The organism is Thauera sp. WB-2 (assembly GCF_027594845.1).
Taxonomy (GTDB): Bacteria; Pseudomonadota; Gammaproteobacteria; order Burkholderiales; family Rhodocyclaceae; genus Thauera; species Thauera mechernichensis.
This window is the reverse complement of the sequence record NZ_CP088935.1, coordinates 3,759,915-3,776,773: the sequence shown is the minus strand read 5'-3', so window position 1 is coordinate 3,776,773 and position 16,859 is coordinate 3,759,915. Positions and strand designations below refer to the sequence as shown.

13 protein-coding genes are annotated in these 16,859 nt (G+C 68.2%); 12 read left to right on the top strand and 1 reads right to left on the bottom strand.

The window, feature by feature from the left end; translation table 11 throughout:
- Genes LQF09_RS17225 through qhpG form a run of 3 tightly spaced genes read left to right on the top strand, consistent with a single transcriptional unit; the run spans window position 1 to window position 3,739 of the window.
- Window positions 1-1,722 (top strand): ABC transporter ATP-binding protein, encoded by a 1,722-nt coding sequence (locus LQF09_RS17225; RefSeq protein WP_270068551.1) that lies wholly within the window; start codon window positions 1-3, stop codon window positions 1,720-1,722.
- The gene (gene qhpE / locus LQF09_RS17220) at window positions 1,723-2,418 is read left to right on the top strand and encodes a subtilisin-like serine protease QhpE (protein WP_270068550.1); all 696 of its coding nucleotides are present in this window, start codon (window positions 1,723-1,725) and stop codon (window positions 2,416-2,418) included.
- Entirely contained in the window at window positions 2,408-3,739 is a 1,332-nt protein-coding gene (gene qhpG / locus LQF09_RS17215) for a flavin-dependent monooxygenase QhpG (RefSeq protein ID WP_270068549.1), read from the top strand. The genes qhpE and qhpG overlap by 11 nt, the downstream gene beginning before the upstream one ends.
- Window positions 3,740-3,803: 64 nt before the next feature.
- Here the strand turns inward: qhpG and LQF09_RS17210 are convergent, their stop codons facing one another.
- The gene (locus tag LQF09_RS17210; RefSeq protein WP_270068548.1) at window positions 3,804-4,790 is read right to left on the bottom strand and encodes a helix-turn-helix domain-containing protein; all 987 of its coding nucleotides are present in this window, start codon (window positions 4,788-4,790) and stop codon (window positions 3,804-3,806) included.
- 322 nt (window positions 4,791-5,112) lie between these two features.
- Between LQF09_RS17210 and peaA the strand changes: the two genes are divergently transcribed.
- The 9 genes from peaA (at window position 5,113) to ccsA (ending at window position 16,841) form a co-directional block, all read left to right on the top strand.
- Window positions 5,113-6,696, top strand: coding sequence for a quinohemoprotein amine dehydrogenase subunit alpha (peaA, locus tag LQF09_RS17205; RefSeq protein ID WP_270068547.1), 1,584 nt, complete (start codon window positions 5,113-5,115; stop codon window positions 6,694-6,696).
- Between the two features lie 70 nt (window positions 6,697-6,766).
- Window positions 6,767-8,197 carry a quinohemoprotein amine dehydrogenase maturation protein gene (gene peaB / locus LQF09_RS17200; protein WP_002925647.1) on the top strand — a complete coding sequence of 477 codons (1,431 nt, stop codon included), beginning with the start codon at window positions 6,767-6,769 and terminating at the stop codon, window positions 8,195-8,197.
- Window positions 8,194-8,520: a quinohemoprotein amine dehydrogenase subunit gamma gene (gene qhpC, locus LQF09_RS17195; protein WP_002925648.1), complete on the top strand. Its 327-nt coding sequence runs from the start codon at window positions 8,194-8,196 to the stop codon at window positions 8,518-8,520. The genes peaB and qhpC overlap by 4 nt, the downstream gene beginning before the upstream one ends.
- Window positions 8,521-8,530: 10 nt before the next feature.
- The gene (peaD, locus tag LQF09_RS17190; protein WP_270068546.1) at window positions 8,531-9,667 is read left to right on the top strand and encodes a quinohemoprotein amine dehydrogenase subunit beta; all 1,137 of its coding nucleotides are present in this window, start codon (window positions 8,531-8,533) and stop codon (window positions 9,665-9,667) included.
- Between the two features lie 113 nt (window positions 9,668-9,780).
- Window positions 9,781-11,097: an alginate export family protein gene (locus tag LQF09_RS17185; RefSeq protein WP_002940347.1), complete on the top strand. Its 1,317-nt coding sequence runs from the start codon at window positions 9,781-9,783 to the stop codon at window positions 11,095-11,097.
- Between the two features lie 70 nt (window positions 11,098-11,167).
- Window positions 11,168-12,670 (top strand): aldehyde dehydrogenase family protein, encoded by a 1,503-nt coding sequence (locus tag LQF09_RS17180; RefSeq protein ID WP_002925651.1) that lies wholly within the window; start codon window positions 11,168-11,170, stop codon window positions 12,668-12,670.
- A 94-nt stretch (window positions 12,671-12,764) separates the two neighbouring features.
- Complete coding sequence (locus LQF09_RS17175; RefSeq protein ID WP_270068545.1) at window positions 12,765-13,631, top strand: hypothetical protein; 867 nt, start codon at window positions 12,765-12,767, stop codon at window positions 13,629-13,631.
- Complete coding sequence (locus LQF09_RS17170; protein ID WP_002940360.1) at window positions 13,628-14,641, top strand: U32 family peptidase; 1,014 nt, start codon at window positions 13,628-13,630, stop codon at window positions 14,639-14,641. The genes LQF09_RS17175 and LQF09_RS17170 overlap by 4 nt, the downstream gene beginning before the upstream one ends.
- Window position 14,642: 1 nt before the next feature.
- Window positions 14,643-16,841 (top strand): cytochrome c biogenesis protein CcsA, encoded by a 2,199-nt coding sequence (gene ccsA, locus LQF09_RS17165; RefSeq protein ID WP_270068544.1) that lies wholly within the window; start codon window positions 14,643-14,645, stop codon window positions 16,839-16,841.
- Window positions 16,842-16,859 lie beyond the last annotated feature (18 nt).

Here is a 16,859-nt window from a genome sequence, read left to right as displayed (position 1 = left end):
ATGCTTGCCCGCCTGATCCGCTCCGATCGGCCCGACGAACTGCAGCGCGGCCTGCGCTGGCTCTACGGTTTCGTGCGGCCGCAGCGACGCGCGATCGCGGGCCTGCTGTTGCTGTCGTTCGCAGCGACGCTGCTCGTGCTGCTGCAGCCCTGGCTGATCAAGCTGCTCATCGACGAAGGCCTGCTCGCGCGGGACTACGGCATGCTGCTGGCCGTCGCCGGGACGATGGTCTTGGTCGGCATCGTCGGCACCGTCCTTGCCGGCATCAACCGGCTGCTCCACACGCGGCTCTCCGGCACCATCCTGTTCGCCTTGCGCAGTGATCTCTACGGCCACCTGCAGCGCCTGTCGCCCGCATTCTATGGTCGTCAGCGCATGGGCGACCTGATGTCGCGCATCGATGGCGACGTCGCCGAGATCCAGCGCTTTGCGGTCGATAGCCTGTTCGCGGCCGTCAGCAGTCTGATCGGCCTCGCCGGGGCGGTGTTGCTGATGCTCAGCCTGTCCTGGGAACTGTCCCTGCTTGTTCTGGTGCTGGTGCCGCTCGAGGTGGTATGGCTGCGCTGGATGCGGCGCAAGGTGGAGGTCGATACGCGGCGCGTACGCGAGCGCGCTGCCGATGTGTCGAGCTTCCTGGTCGAGACCCTGCCGGCGATGAAGTTCATCCAGGCCTCCAGCCGCGAGGCCGACGAACGCGCACGCCTGGACGCGCTGGGCGCGCACTACCTGGGCGGGCTGCTGCGCCTGCAGCGCACCGAATTCCTGACTCATGCCGTGCCGGCGACCCTGACCTCGCTGACACGCGCTGCCGCATTCGTGATCGGCGGCTGGTGGGTGATCAACGACGCCTGGCAGCTCGGCGCGCTGATTGCGTTCTCGACCTACCTCGGCATGGCGACCGGCCCGGTCAACAGCCTGCTCGGCCTGTACGTGGCCGTGCAGCGCATGAGCGTAAGCCTGATGCGGGTGAGCGAGTTGCGCGAGGCGCCGGTGGACGTCGAAATGCGCGTCGGGCTGCATGCGCCGGACGCCGCATGGCGGGGCGGGATCGAGCTCGACGGTGTGGTCTTTCGCCACCCTGGGCGTCAGGAAGCCGTGCTCGATGGCGCTTCGGTGAGCATTCCGGCCGGCAGCAAGGTGGCGCTGACCGGCGCCTCGGGCGTGGGCAAGTCCACGCTCATCGATCTGTTGCATCGCCATTACGATCCTGCCGCCGGTGCAATCAGGATCGACGGCGTGGACCTGCGCGCGCTCGCCCTCAATGAGCTGCGTCGCGCAGTGGCGGTCGTCAGCCAGGACATCGTGCTGTTCCGCGGCTCGCTCGCGGCCAACATCCGCTATGCAGCGCCGCAGGCCGACGATGCCGCTGTACGCGAGGCGGCGCGGCGGGCGCAGCTCGATGTGCTGATCGCGCAGTTGCCGCAAGGGCTCGATACGCCCTTGGGCGAGCGCGGCCAGCAGTTGTCGGGCGGCCAGCGCCAGCGTATCGCGATCGCCCGTGCGCTGTTGCAGGACCCCTGCGTCCTGGTCCTCGACGAGGCGACCTCGGCGGTCGACGAAGCGACCGAGGCCGCGGTGATCGCCGAGGTCGATGCCCTGTTCGCTGGGCGTACGCGCATCCTGATCAGTCATCGTGCAGCCACGCTGTGCGGGTGCGATCTGCGCCTGCGCCTGGAGGGCGGCCGGATCGACGTCCTCGACCTGCCTGCGGAGCTCGCCTAGGTGGCGGCCGCGGCGCTGCGGGTGGCGTTCGTCGATAGCGGCTGCGCCCCCAGACACCAGAACTGCGTTGCGGCCGCGGCAGCCTTCGTGCTCGATGACCGCGGCGTGCGGCGCATCGAAGCGGCGCCCGACGCGCTCGGACACGGCAGCCGCGTCGCCGATATCCTGCTGCATTGCGCACCCCGGATCGAACTCCTGGTCGCCCAGGTGTTCCGCGAGCGTCTCGGTACCACGCCGCTGCAGGTGGCTGCCGCGATCGACTGGGCGGTCGAGTGCGGTGCCGGCCTGATCAACCTCAGCCTTGGCCTGCGTGAGCCGCGCCCCGTGCTCGCCGCCGCCTGCGCGCGCGCGCGCGCCGCGGGCGTGGTGCTGTGTGCGGCTGCACCGGCACGGGGCCCGGCGGTGTATCCCGCAGGCTTCGCGGGTGTGCTGCGGGTGACCGGCGATGCGCGTTGCGCGCCGTCCGAAATCGCGGCCCTGGGCGCGGAGCATGCCGATTTCGGCTCCCATGTGCGGCCGCTCGACGGCACACCACTGCCCGGCGCCGGCGCCAGCATGGCTTGTGCCTGGCTGAGTGGCCTCGCTGCCCGTCACCTGGCGGCGGCAGGCAGTGCCGACCAGCTGCATGCATGGTTGCGTGCGCAGGCTCGCCACCATGGTGCGGACAATCCGGGGAGCAGGACGCATGAGCAATGAGGGAATCGTGGTCATCGGCGCCGGGCCGGCGGGTGCGGCGACCGCGCTGGGGCTGGCGCGGCTCGGCGAGCCCGTCGTGCTGGTCGGTGAGCCGCGCCGGTTTGCCGCTGTCGAGGGGGTGTCGTCGCGGGTCATCGAGGCCCTCCGCAGTCTGGGTTTCGAGCGCGCGCTCGATGCCTTCGCGCCGCCCTCCCCGCGGCGAGCGAACTGGAACGGGGTGCATGCCGAGGCCAACTCCGAGAGCCTTGTCGATCGGCAGTGCTTCGATCGCGCCATGCTCGTGGATCTGGAGCGCCTGGGGGTGCAGGTGGTGCGCGGGCGCGTTACCGCCGTGCACGCGGAGCAGGGGCGCTACCGGATCGGCGTGGACGCCGCCGATCGCCGTCTTGCCCTGGCTGCGGACTTCGTGGTCGAGGCCCGTGGCCGTGCTGCCCCTGCGGGCGGGCGGCCGCGGCTGCGTGGGGTGGAGACGGTGTCGCTGCTGCAGTACTGGAGAGGCCCGGAAACCTCACCGGGTTCGACGGTGCAGAGCTGCGAGGATGGCTGGATGTGGATGGCTGCACTGGCAGATGGGCGGCGCTATCTGCAGCTGACCCTGGATGTCGCCACCGCAAGCCTGCCTGCCAAGAAGGCGCTCGGCGACTACTGTCGTGCCCGCTTCGAGGCTGTCGACGCGGCTGCAGCCTTCATGGCCGATGCGGCGCCGGTCGGCGAGCCCCATGCGCGTACCAGCACGGCCGTGCTCGGTGGCGAGGTCGCCGGCGACGACTGGCTTCGCGTCGGCGATGCGGCGATGGCGGTCGATCCGCTATCGGGCAACGGCATCTTCCAGGCGCTGTCTTCCGCCTTGCAGGCGCCGGCGGTGGTGGCGACGCTGCGCCATGACCCCGAGCATGGCGGACTTGCCCGGCGCTTCCACCAGCAGCGCATCGAACACCTTTTTCACCGCTTCGCCCGCATTGGCCGGGACTTCTACGCGCAGGAGTCGCGCTGGTCCGATGCGCCATTCTGGGCGGCGCGGCGCAGCTGGCCCGACGCCGCACCAGTGCACGCGGCGGTGACGCCGGAGACGGTGGGCATCGACAGCCGTCCGGTGGTCAAGGACGGCCGTATCGTCGAGCGGATGGTGGTGGTGACGCCCGAGCAGCCGCTCGGCGTGTGGCATCTGGACGGGGTGGAGCTTGCGCCGGCGCTGTGCGCGCTGCGTGCGGCGGGCGCGGGGGTGTCTCCTGAGGCGGTGCTGGAGGCCCGGCTGGGCCTTGCCGCGCCCCGGGCTTCGCAGATCGTGGGCTGGATGAAGGGTCAGGGGTGGATTTCCTGAGGCTGCGCGTTGCCAATTTGGGCTAATGGGCGTAGCAAAAAAACTAATTGGCGTGCAGCCAGAGTCAGATCCGGCGCTTGAGCGTTTCGGAGGGCAGTTCGTCGAACATGGCCTTGTACTCGGCGGCGAAGTGCGACAGGTGCCAGAACCCCCAGCGTGCGGCAATGTCCGCGACCGTCTCGCGGCCGTTCGCGTCTGCGCTCTTGAGTGCCCGCCGCACGGCGTTGAGTCGGATCGCGCGCAGGAACTTGACCGGGTTGAGGTTGAGCACGTCCTGGAAGCTGTACTGCAGCGTGCGTCGCGATACGCCGAGCTCGATGCACAGGTCGGCCACCGTGATCGGCTCGTCGATGTGGGCCTCCATGTAGGCGCGTGCTTGTGCGACCACGAGCTGGCGGGTGCGACATGATGCGGGGCTGGCCGATGCGGTGGTGGCGGACGCAAGGGTGTCGAGCAGCGTGGCGAACAGGGCCTGCTCCATCGCCTTGCGCATCTGCGCGTGGTGGAGGAGCGCAGGCGTGGCCCGCAGGCTTGCCATCATCGTCGCCAGCAGCTTGCCGAGGGCGGTGACCTGCTCGGGGCTGGCGGGCGCAATGCTGCGTGCCGCGAGTTCGGCCTCGATGTTGCGGTGATCGACCTGCTGCGCGTAGTCGCACAGTGCCCTGGCGTCCGCCGTACAGGCCAGGATCTCGAGCCGGCGGGGAGTGCGGAAGTCCAGCTCGTCGGCGCCGCCCAGCGTCAGCATCGAATGCGCGTCATAGACCTCGCCGCCAAACCAGCCCGTGCCTTCGATCACAACCGGTACCGCGAAGGTGCGCGATCCAGGCCAGGCGATCCCGGATTGGTGAACGGACTGGTTCAGCCCCTCGCGGAACAACTGAACGTTGCCGAAGCAGAATTCCTCGAACACGCCGGAAAAGCTGCCGGCGCTCAGTTGATCGTAGCGCTGTTGCCAGTTGCTCAGGCATGCGGCGTGATCGTCCGCGTCTTTCGTTTCGCGTGAGGAATGCGAGTAGGGGAGGCGGTCCGTCCTGGTGGCGGCCGGGCTCATTGCCGGTACTCCCCCGGGGGGCTCCCGGTGGTGCTGGCCAACATGTCTCTTCCTTGTCCGATCGGTGTGCGATCGCCATTGTCGTTATGTGATCCAGTCAGGGGCGGGCGTGGCCTTCACCGCAGCCTTGCCCCCGGTCTGTGCCTGGAGCATGGCACGTCGGTGTCCGCGATGGCAAGCCGGAGCCCGAGCCTGCCCTTGCCGTTTTCGGATAACAGGACCGGCGGTCCGACGCCTAGGATGAATCGAACCCTTCACAGGAGCCCGGCGGCGATCGGGTGCGGCAAGGGCTTCATCAGAGGACACAAGAGGAGATCCGGTCTTGAAGATCAAAACGATTACGGCTGCGCTGGGCAGCCTGGCGGCCCTTGGTGCAGCGCTGGCGCCGGCGCCGGCCCTGGCATCGGCCGAGGCGCTGATACGTGCGAAGTGCCTGCCCTGTCACACCGAGGGCGATGAGGGAATCAGTCGCATCAGTCAGCAGCGCAAGAGTCCCGAAGGGTGGCTGATGTCGGTGGCACGCATGCAGATCGTCCATGGCCTGAAGGTCACGGACGACGAGCGGCGCACCGTGGTCAAGTACCTCGCCGACACGCAGGGCCTGGCGCCCTCCGAGACCGACGGCGTGCGTTACGCGCTCGAGCGACGCTTGAATGCGGTCGAGCAGTTCGAATCCGAGCAGTTCACCCAGATGTGCGCGCGCTGCCATTCCGGCGCCCGGGTGATGCTGCAGCGCCGGCCTGCGGAAGAGTGGGAGCATCTGGTGCATTTCCATCTCGGTCAGTACCCGACTACCGAGTACCAGGCGCTGGGGCGTGACCGCGACTGGTTCGGCATCGCGCTCAAGGAAATGGTCCCCGAGCTGGCGCGCACCCTGCCCTTGCAGACGGAGGCCTGGACGCAATGGCAGGCGCGTGCACCGCAGGTGGTGAAGGGCGAGTGGAGCATGAGCGGCCACATGAGCGGGCGCGGCGGCTTCTCGGGTGTCATGAAGGTCAGCGCCGGCAAGGGCAAGGACCTGTACGCGCTGAGCTTCGACGGGCGCTGGGATGACGGCAGTGCGATGAGCGGCAAGGGGCAGGCGCTGCTGTACACCGGTTATGAGTGGCGCGGCGATCTGGTCGTCGATGGCACGCCGATGCGCCAGGTGTTTGCGCTCGAGGACGGCGTGCTGCGCGGACGCATGTTCCTGCGGGATCAGGACGAGATCGGCGCCGATGTCGTGGCCAGCCTGCAGCAACCCGGAAACAGCCGTGTGCTGGCGGTGCACCCGGCCCACCTCAAGGCCGGCATGGCGGCCGAGTTGCGCATCGTCGGTTCCGGCCTGCAGGGTGAGGTGAGCCTGCCCCCGGGGGTGCGCTTGCTGGAGACGATCCGGCGCTCCAATGCCGAAGTCGTGTTGCGCGTGGAGGCGGCGGATGACGCGCGTGGCGTGCACCAGGTCGCAGTGGGTGAGGCGCGTGGCGGCACGCTCGCTGTGTATGACAGCATCGCGGCGGTGAAGGTGATGCCGGCGTTCGCGGTGGCCCGCATCGGTGGCAATGGCACACCGACGGCGAAGGTGGAGGCCCGCTTCGACGCCGAGGCCTGGGCGGCCGGGCCGGATGGAAAGATCGGTACCGAGGACGACTTCCGCATCGGCTTCGTGCCGGCGAACTGGTCGGTCGAGCCCTTCGACGAGGTTGCCGTGCGCGACGAGGACGTCAAGTTCGCCGGCTTGATGGACGCGGCGAGCGGCGTGTTCGTGCCGGGTGACGCCGGGCCCAATCCGGCGCGCCGGATGTCGGCCAGCAATGTGGGCAATCTCAAGGTCGTGGCCGAGGTGGCTCAGGGTGCCGAGCGCCTGCGCGGCGAGGGCCAGGTGATCGTGGCGCCGCCGCGCTGGAACAACCCGCCGATTCCGTGAGCGGGTCCGCTGTCCGTGCCTGCAGGCGTTTGCCTGCACCCCGAAACCCGCGATTCACGAGGAGTTCCCCATGAGTGCGGTCCTGAATCTCGTGCATGACAACCTGCACGAAGTGCGCGTCGATGGTACGCGCATGCTCTTCCATATCCCCAGCAGTTCGCTGTTCGCGCTCGACACGCTGACCGCGGCCTTGCTCGACCGTATCCGCCGCCAGAGCCTGAGTGCCGAGGCCCTGATCGACGGCCTGCGTACGGAGTTCGAGGCCCATGAGGTGGCCGAGGCGATCCGCGAGCTGGTCGCGCTCGAGCTCATCGACGACGGCCGCCCGGCCGGCGCCACCGCGCTCGCGCACACCTTCGAGCGTTTCCCGCTCACCACGGTGGTGCTCAACGTCAACACCGGCTGCAACCTGAGCTGCACCTACTGCTACAAGGAAGATCTCGACAAGCCCTCGGCGGGTCGCAAGATGGCCTTCGAGACCGCACGCGACGCGATCGAGATGATGCTGCGCGAGTCGCCCGACGAACCCCGCTACACCGTCGTCTTCTTCGGCGGCGAGCCACTCAGCAACCTGCCGCTGATCAAGGACGTGGTGGCGTACTGCGAGACGCGCTTCCCCGAGCTCGGCAAGCAGGTCGATTTCGTCATGACGACGAACGCCACGCTGCTTGCAGACGACACCATCGACTGGCTCAACGCCCACCGCTTCGGCCTGTCGATCAGCATCGACGGTCCCAAGGCGATCCATGACCGCAACCGGCTCACGGTCGGCGGTCAGGGCACCTACGAGACCGTGCGCCGCAAGGCCGAGCGCCTGCTGTCGCGCTATCGCGCGCGGCCGGTCGGCGCGCGTGTCACGCTGACCCATGGCACCACCGAAGTCGAGCGCATCTGGGATCACCTGTTCAACGAGCTCGGCTTTGCCGAAGTCGGCTTCGCGCCGGTGACCTCGGGCGACATCAGCACCTTCAACCTCACGGGCGAGGAGCTGGTCGAGGTCTTCGCCGGGCTCAAGCGGCTTGGCCAGCGCTACCTGGAGGCAGCGCTGGAAGGTCGCAACATCGGCTTCTCCAACATGCACCAGCTGATCACCGACCTGCACGAAGGCCACAAGAAGGCGCTGCCCTGCGGCGCCGGGCTGAAGATGCTGGCGGTCGATCACAAGGGCGAACTGAACCTGTGCCACCGCTTCACCGGCTCCACGCTGCCGACTTTCGGCGATGTGAAGAACGGTATCAAGCGCGAGCAGCTCGGCGACTTCCTGTCCCAGCGCCTGGATCGCACCGATACCGGCTGCGCCAGCTGCCGCATCCGCAACCTGTGCTCGGGCGGCTGCTACCACGAGAGCTACGCGCGCTACGGCGATCCGGCACACCCCACCTACCACTACTGCGATCTGATGCGCGACTGGGTGGACTTCGGCATCGAGGTCTACAGCCGCATCATGGCCGGCAACCCGGCCTTCATCGAACAGCATATTTCCCCGAGGAGGGCGTCATGAAACATCTCAAGGCGATCAATAACAAGGCGCGGCTGCTGGACAAGGCGGTTGCGGAGGACCGGATCGAGGAGGTGGTGGCGATGAGCGCCCTCGCCGGCTGCACGGCGACGGTGGACCCGGGCTGGGAAGTAGACGCCTTCGGCGGCGTGGCCTCGCTGTGCCAGCCGATGGAGTCCGACCTCTACGGCTGTGCTGATCCGTGCTGGTGGCCGGCCCAGGTGCCCGATGTGATGAACACCTACCCGGATTGGAACAAGGACGCGGCCAACACCCGCGAGGACTGGCGCAATCTCGGCTCGGTCTTCCCGGGCGACAAGCTGTAAGGGGGCGGACATGAAGACAACGATGACCGGCGGCGCGCTGCGCCGCACCGCGGCCGCGCTCGCCTGCCTGGCCGCCAGCACCCTGCCTGCGGCTGCAGGCAACGAGGCGCTGGCGCTCAAGCCCGGCAACGAGTACCTGATGGTGGCGAACTATCCGAACAACCTGAATGTGGTCGACCTGGCCAGCGACAGTGTCTACAAGACCTGCAAGCTGCCCGACGCCTTCGGGCCGGGGATCACGCAGATCGCACCTGACCGCCGCACGGCCTATGTCCTCAACAACCGCTTCGGCACGATCTACGGCGTAGACCTCGATACCTGCAAGGTGACTTTCCGCGCCGAGATGTCGCAGGGCGAGAACGAACGCGCCAAGTCGATCGGGTCGTTCACCATCAGCCCCGACGGCAAGGAGCTGTACGCGGTGCAGAACCCCACCCGGATCAACCGCGACCACTATCGCGTCGGCGAGCCGCGCTTCGTCGCCTATGACACCCAGGCCGGTCTTGAGGCCAAGCCGATACGTACGTTTCCGGCGCCGCGCCAGCTCAACATCATGCTTGCAGGCGACGACGGTGCCGTCTATGTGGCGGGTCCCAACCTCTACAAGGTGGATGTGAAGACGGGCGAGATGACGGTCGCGCTGCCGATCCGCGACTGGCAGCGGCCCACCCATGCCCCGCTCGACGTGCTCTACCTGTGGCCGGTACAGACGCCTACGCGCGACTTCACCATCCTCTACACCACGGCGAAGTTCCAGGATGACAAGCAGGACATGGAGACGGCCGAGTACCAGTACGGCTTCCTCAACGTCGACCTCAAGAGCGGCGAGACCGAGGCGCGCGAATTCGGCCCGCTGACCGAGATCTATTTCACCGGGATCCGCTCGCCGAAGGATCGCAACATCATCTACGGCCTGCTCCATCGCCTCACCAAGTACGACATCGCGCAGCAGAAGCTGGTGGAGGCGGCCGAGCTCGATCACACCTACTACACGTTGCTGACCAACCAGGCGGGGAGCCGGCTGTATCTCACCGGAACCTTCAACGACATCTCCATCCACGACGCCGACACGCTGGCGAAGGTCGGCCAGGTGAAGCTGCCAGGCGGCGACATGTCGCTCGGCACCGGGCAGGTCTTCGTGCGCTGAGTCCGCACACCCAAGCACTGATCCGCTGATCCGCGTGGCGGGGCGTTCATCGGGACCTCACGGGTCCTGAGGGGCCCCCGCACGCCAAAACAATCAATCAGGAGACGAACATCATGCGCATTCACACGACCGTGGTCGCCTTGCTCGCAGGGCTGGCCACACTGGGCAGCGCACAGGCCGCCGACTTCTACGAGCGCGACGGCACCACCCTGGGCTTCAACGTCGACGGCATGGCGGGTGCCTTCTCGACACGCGAGGACTACCTCGGCGAGGGCGGCAAGAAGTGGCGAGAAGCCTTCGTGCACGGCGTCCTGGTCGGCAAGACTCGCGCCGGCAACGGTGAACTGTACGGCGGGTTGGGCGCGATCGCCCAGGGCTCCTGGGGCGACGGCGATGCTGGCGGCTATACCACCGGGCGTGAGCGCGACATCGACCTCGAGGATGCCTACCTCGGCTGGCGCAGCGCCGGCGGCCTGCTCGACTTCTCCTTCGGCCGCCAGCAGTTCCAGCTCGGTGACGGCTTTCTGATCGCGGGCGACCGCATCAACCTCGGCAAGGGCCTCGACGTGCTCGGTGTCGATGTCGATCGCGGTGGCGCCTACTACCTTGCTGCGAAGAAGAGCTTCGGCAATACCGCCATCCTGCGTGTCGACCCCGACGGCCCGTTGCGCGGCGACGCGTTCTGGCTGCAGTCGGACAACCCCTATCACCAGGACACCGAGCTCGGCGGCCTGAACGTGGAGTACGTGTCGGAGACGCACGGCACGCTTGGCCTGAGCTGGATGAAGGTGCTCGATGTGGACAAGGGCACGGGGCTGGGCATCTTCGACCGCCGCGATGGCATGCGCATCACCAGCGTTCGCGGTCAGGGCAGCCTGGGGGTGGAGAACCTGTTCCTGTCCTTCGAGTACGTCGACCAGCGCGGTGGCAGCACGGATGTGAAGAACGACGCCGACGCGTGGACCGTCGAGGGCGGGTGGACCTTTGCCGATCTGCCGTGGAGTCCGACGCTCAACTACCGCCATGCGCGCTTCTCGGCCGACAAGGCCGGAACGGCCCGCAACGAGGCCTTCGATCCGCTGTTCTTCGGTCTCAGCCGAGGCCTGGGGACCTGGTTCCAGGGCGAGGTTGCCGCCAACTATGCCGGACCGGCCAACAGCGGCAACAAAGTGGACCGACTTGAGCTGACCCTGTCGCCGCGTGCCGATCTGTCGGTGACCCTCCAGTACTGGGACATCAAGTCCATCGGTGATGGCGCCGAGCTCGATGGGCGCGAAATCGACCTCTTCGCCTTCTGGCAGATCAACGACAACTTCACCTTTGTGCCGCTGCTCGGCCTCTATGAGCCGCGCGGCGGGGACGTGAAGGCGCTGCAGGGCAACGACCGCCGCAATGTCTATCTGCAGGCCGTGCTGCTGTTCAACTTCTGAGCGCGCCGCAGTTCGCGCCCAAACCGATACCTGATCAAACCAGACCCAAACCTACATACGGAGACGAACGATGGATCGATACAAGGGTGAGTTGCTGAGTGCCAACACGCGCCGCTTCCTGGCCCAGCCCAAGCGCATGCTGATTGGCAGTGAGTGGCTGGAGGCCGTCGGCGGTGGTGTGCTGGAGGTGGTCGACCCGGCCAGCGCACAGGTGTTTGCCAGCGTGCCGGCCGGCGAGGCGGCCGATATCGACCGCGCAGTGGCAGCGGCGCGCAAGGCCTTCGAGCAGGGGGAGTGGCCGCGCATGCGTCCGGTGGACCGCGAGCGCCTGCTGCTGCGCCTGGCCGACCTGGTCGAGGCGAACGCGCAGGAGCTGGCCGAGATCGAGGCCCTCGACAACGGCAAGCCGGTGACCATGGCGCGCGCGGTTGACGTGGCGCTGGTGGTGGATTTCCTGCGCTACATGGCGGGCTGGGCGACCAAGCTGGAAGGCTCGACGATGGAAGTCTCGGTGCCGCTGGTGCGCAACCGCGAGTTCTTCGGCTTTACCCGGCGCGAGCCGGTGGGGGTGGTGGGTGCGATCATCCCGTGGAACTTCCCGCTTCTGATGGTGGCCTGGAAAGCGGGGCCGGCGCTGGCCTCGGGCTGCACCATGGTGCTCAAGCCGGCCGAAGAGACGCCGTTGTCGGCGCTGCGCTTTGCAGAGCTGGTGCTGGAGGCGGGCTACCCGGCCGGCGTGTTCAACGTGGTCACCGGTCATGGCCATACCGCGGGCGCAGCGCTGGCCTCGCACACCGGCATCGAGAAGGTTGCCTTCACCGGCTCGACCGAGATCGGCAAGCTGGTGGGCAAGGCGGCGCTCGACAACATGACGCGGGTGTCGCTGGAACTCGGTGGCAAGAGCCCGGTGATCGTGCTCGACGACGCCGATCCGGCGGTGGCGGCGGCGGGTGCGGCGCAGGCGATCTTCTTCAACCAGGGGCAGGTGTGCTGCGCGGGTTCGCGCCTGTATGTGCACAAGAGCCGCTTCGAGCGCGTGGTCGAGGGCCTGTCCGAGATCGCCGCCGGCATGAAGCTCGGTGCCGGCATCGATCCCACGACCCAGATCGGTCCGCTGGTGTCGGCCACCCAGCAGCAGCGTGTGCTCGGCTACATCCGCAGCGGTTTCGAGCAGGGCGCGCGCGCCCTGGCGGGCGGTGCGGCAGGCGAGGGCGAGGGCTACTTCGTCAAGCCCACCGTGCTGGTGGACACCCGCGACGACATGAAGGTGGTGCGCGAGGAGATCTTCGGTCCGGTGGTGGTGGCAATGCCGTATGACGACCTCGACGAGGTCGCCCGCCGCGCCAACGACACCCCGTTCGGCCTGGGCGCCAGCATCTGGTCGAACGACCTGTCGCGGGTGCATCGGCTGGTGCCGAAGATCAAGGCCGGAACGGTGTGGGTCAACTGCCACAACATCCTCGACGCCTCGATGCCCTTCGGCGGCTACAAGCAATCGGGCATCGGTCGCGAGATGGGGCGCGCGGTGCTCGATCTCTACACCGAGAGCAAATCGGTGATCATGGCCCTGTAAGCACCCTGTGCGCCGTCGGCCTTGCCGCGGCGCACAGGACGGGGGCCTGCGGGCTGGTTGCCCGCGACCCCTGCGGCCGCGAGGAGGAGCGGGAATGAATGCCCCTGAACTGGCGGTGGCGGCCTGCCATGCGCTCGATCTGGCGTGGACAGCGGCTGCAACTGCGGAACGCGCAGAACACTGGCAGCGTCTCCATGGCGATGCGGAGCTTGCGACCTGGCTGGCGCCGCTGCAGCCCACCCATCTGTATTTCGGCAGCGAGTTCTGCGAGCACCTGCTGCCTTCCGCACGGGCGTTGCGCGAGGCCCTGAGCCAGGCTAAGAGCGCCGGGCTGCGTCTGGTCCTGCTCACTCCAGTGGCCTCGCCCGAGGTTCTGGCGCAGCTCGATGTGCTGCTGCCGACGCTGCCCGCCGGCAGCGAGGTGGTGGTCAATGACTGGGGTGTCGCACACGAGCTTGCGAGCCGGTTCGGGGACTTGCGTCCGGTGGCCGGGCGCGTGCTGTGCCGCATGACCAAGGATCCCCGTATCGACGCGGGCTGGGCGGGGCGCTGCGGCCATGGCCTCGCCGCACCGACGATGCACGCCCTTTTCTCGCGCCTGGGCATTCGGCGCCTGGAGATCGACGTGCCCTTGTTCGCCGATGAGGAAGTATTCGCCGACCTGCCGCTGCCTGCCGCGGTACATCTGCCCTACGTCTATGTGGCCAAGGGCCGGATGTGCCGGGCGGGTTCGCTGTCGGTGACAGGAACGGAGCGCTTCGCCGTCGGGCGGCGCTGCCAGAAGGAATGCCTGCGCTTTTCGGCGCTGGCGTCGCGGCCCGGGCGGGCGGATGCGGCTGCCAGCGTGCAGCTTGGCAACACCTTGTTCAGCCGCCATTCGGCGGCGATGGCGAGCAGTCTGCGGCAGGCGGTCGACAGCAAGCGTGTCGCCCGCCTGGTCGTTCCGGGAGCGCCGCTATGAGGATCGTTGCCCCGGTGTCGCGCGTTGCCGAGATCGAGCCGCTGGCGCAGGCGGGCGCCAGCGAGTTCTACTGCGGCCTGGTGCCGTCCGATTGGCTCGGCCGTTTTCACGCCATCAATGCCAATCGTCGCCCGTCGGGCAACCTGACTCGCTACGAGGACCTGGCGCGTGCGATCGACATTGCCCACGCCCATGAGGCCACCGTGTCGCTCGTGCTCAACGCCCAGCACTATTCCGCCGCCCAGATCGGTGCCGCGGAGGATATCGCCGGGCGCTTCGCGGCGCTGGGCGGCGATGCGCTGATCGTCAGCGATCTCGGCCTGCTCCATGCGCTGGCGCTGCGCTTTCCGGCGCTGCGCATGCACGTCAGCTCGGTGGCGACCTGTCGCAACGCCGGTGCGGCGCGGCTGTGCCGCGAGCTCGGCGCGCAGCGCCTGATCCTGCCGCGTGACGTCACCCTGGCCGAGGCCGCCAGCATTGCCGCCGAGGTCCCTGACATCGAGATCGAAGCCTTCGTACTCAACGACGGCTGCATCTTCGAGGAAGGCGCTTGCCACACCATTCACCTGCCGGGCCAGCTCGGCGGCCCGATCTGTCTCGACCGCTTCGAATACCGCTACCGCCGCCGCGATGGCGGGGCGGTGTCGCCGCGGCTGGCGGCGCGCCTGCAGCAGAATGACGCAGAGTACGAGCGCTGGCTGTGGTACCGCTTCTCCTGCGGCTTCAGCACCACGCCCGAAGGCCTGCCCTACGGGCCGTGCGGCCTGTGTGCGGTGCCGGTGCTGCGGCGCGGGCGGGTGGCGGCGATCAAGATTGCCGGGCGTGAAGCGCCCACCGCGCGCAAGCTGGCGAGCGTGCGCATGGTCCGGTCGGTGCTCGAGCGCGTGCGTGCGGGCGAGGACGATGCGGCGGTGCGCGCGTTCGCAATCGGGCTGCGGCCTTCCGAGTCGCACTGCGCAACGGGCTACATGTGCTATTACCCCGAAGTGCTGTGCGCGGAGGGGCGCTGAGATGGACGCCATCTCCCGCCGCACGCCGAGCGGGGCGGTCATGGCACTGGCCGCGCTCGCGGTCGCGATCTGGCCCGAACTCGGCCAGCCGGTTCTCGCAGTAGTGGTGGCGCTCGCCGTACATGCCGCGCTGAGGCCGCGTGGGCGGGCTCTTGCGTTGACCCTGTCGGCGGCGCTGGCGTGGGCGTGTGTGTTGGCCCTCGGCTGGCATTTTGCCAGCGACCGTTTCGAGGTGCGCTATGTCTGGCTGTACAGCAGCGCGGAACTGCCGCTCCACCTCAAGCTCGCCAACCTGTGGGGCGGTGATGAGGGCACGACGCTGCTGCTCGCAGCCCTGTGCATCAGTCTCGCGGCAGGCGGTGCGCTGCGTGCGCGGGTCGGGCCCAACCTGTCGCCGACCGCGGCGATCGCGGCGTGGCTTGTGTTGACCGCGCTGTGGCTCGCGCCCTTTGCGGAGACACCCCCGGAATGGTTGGTGCAATCGGCATCGCAGGGCATGAATGCGCATCTGATGAAGCTGTGGATGCTGTTCCATGCGCCCCTGGTGCTGGCGGCCTACGCCTGGACGCTCGCACTCGCGGAGCCGGCGCTCGAGGCGCTGTGCGGTCGCCCGGCGCCATGGCCGATGCTGGCCAGAACGCGGGCGCGGCGGGCGTGGGTGGTGCTTACCGCCGGCATTGGCTTCGGCATGCTGTGGGCGTTCGAGGATGCGATGTATGGCCAGGTCTGGCACTGGGATCCGGTGCAGACTGCGGTGTTCTGCACCTGGTGCCTGCTGGGCGCTCACCTCCACGGATTCGGGGGCTGGGCAGTCGGACGGCGGCGCTGGCAGGTCATGCCGTGGGCGGCGGTGCTTGCCGCAGTCACGATACCGCTTGCGATGGTCGTGACGCGCAACCCGCTGCTTGCGAGTTCGCACCGTTACGTGGGTGCAGACTCGTGGGTCAGCCATGTCGTTCTCGCTTCGATCCTGCTGCTCGCGGCGGTCGGCGCGGGGATTGCGGGCAGGCGGGGCCGCGCCGACCGCCTGCCGGCTACCGACCGTGGCACGCAGCGGCTGGGGATGTGGCTTGTGCAGATCTGCTTTCTGGGCGCGGCCGCGATTGCCGCTGCGCAACTCTTGCTCGCTTTCGGCGCTACCGCGCTTGATCTGCCACGAGCGGAACATCACAAGCCCTTCCTCGCGATGCTTGCCAACCTGACTACCGGTGCCGAGCTCGCGGCCCTGCGCGCGGCCTTCGAGCAATGGGATGTCGACGGTCACGCCGTTGGGCGCATGCTGTCGCTCCCGCTCGTGGCCGTGGGGCTGATCGGCGGCTGGTACTTCTGCCGCCGGGCATCTGCGCGGGTGGCTGCGGTGTCCTTGCCGCTTGCGGTCGCGGTGGTGGCAGGAAATGCAGTGTCTGGCGGTCTGCTGACGGGGGGCTACCAGGGCACGGGTGTCCTGTCGCAGCAGATCGTCGCCGTCCTGCCCTTCCTGGATGCCGGATTGGCCAGTGGCGCCTACTTCGCGCTCGGGTGTGGCGCCTGGCTGCTGGCGAGTCTGCGCCGGCAGGGGGCAAGGGGGGTGTCGGCAGCATTGCCCGTGGTAGCGATCCATGCCGGGCTGGTTCTTGCACTGTGGGGCGGGCTGCTGGCAACCGCGCTCAACAGCTACACGCAGCATGAGATCGTCTTCGCTGGCGAGCCGACGGAGTGGGTTCGGGATCGCCATGGCTTTGCCTTGCGCCTGACTGGCCTTGACATGGCACCGCTGCGCGATGGCGGGGTCGGAACGACTGGCGGTGTGCATGCGCTTACCCGCATTGAGCTGCGCGAGCCGGGAGGTACGCTGGTGGATGGGCAGACGCTGTATCGGGACAGTCGTGCGCCGCCCGAGCGCTACGATGGCCCCCTGCGCCAGGTCTGTGAGTTGCTCGACTACCGCTATGCGCGCCATACGGCAACGCCGGGTTACCTGTTGCAGCCCCTGGTCGACCAGGGCTTGTGGCGCACGACCCAGTTCTGGATTGCCCCGGGTGCGGTGGTCGAGTCGCTGGCTGCGGGCGGCAGCGGCGGGGAGGTCATCGTCGTGGTGAAGACCTTCCCCTTCCTGTCGCTGCTGTGGGGAGGGCTGTTGATCATGCTGGCGGGCAGCGCCTGGCTCGCTTTCCGCACTCCTGGCAGGGATGGTCTGACGCCACAGGCGCGGCCGAGGTGATCGCATCGTCGTAAGCGC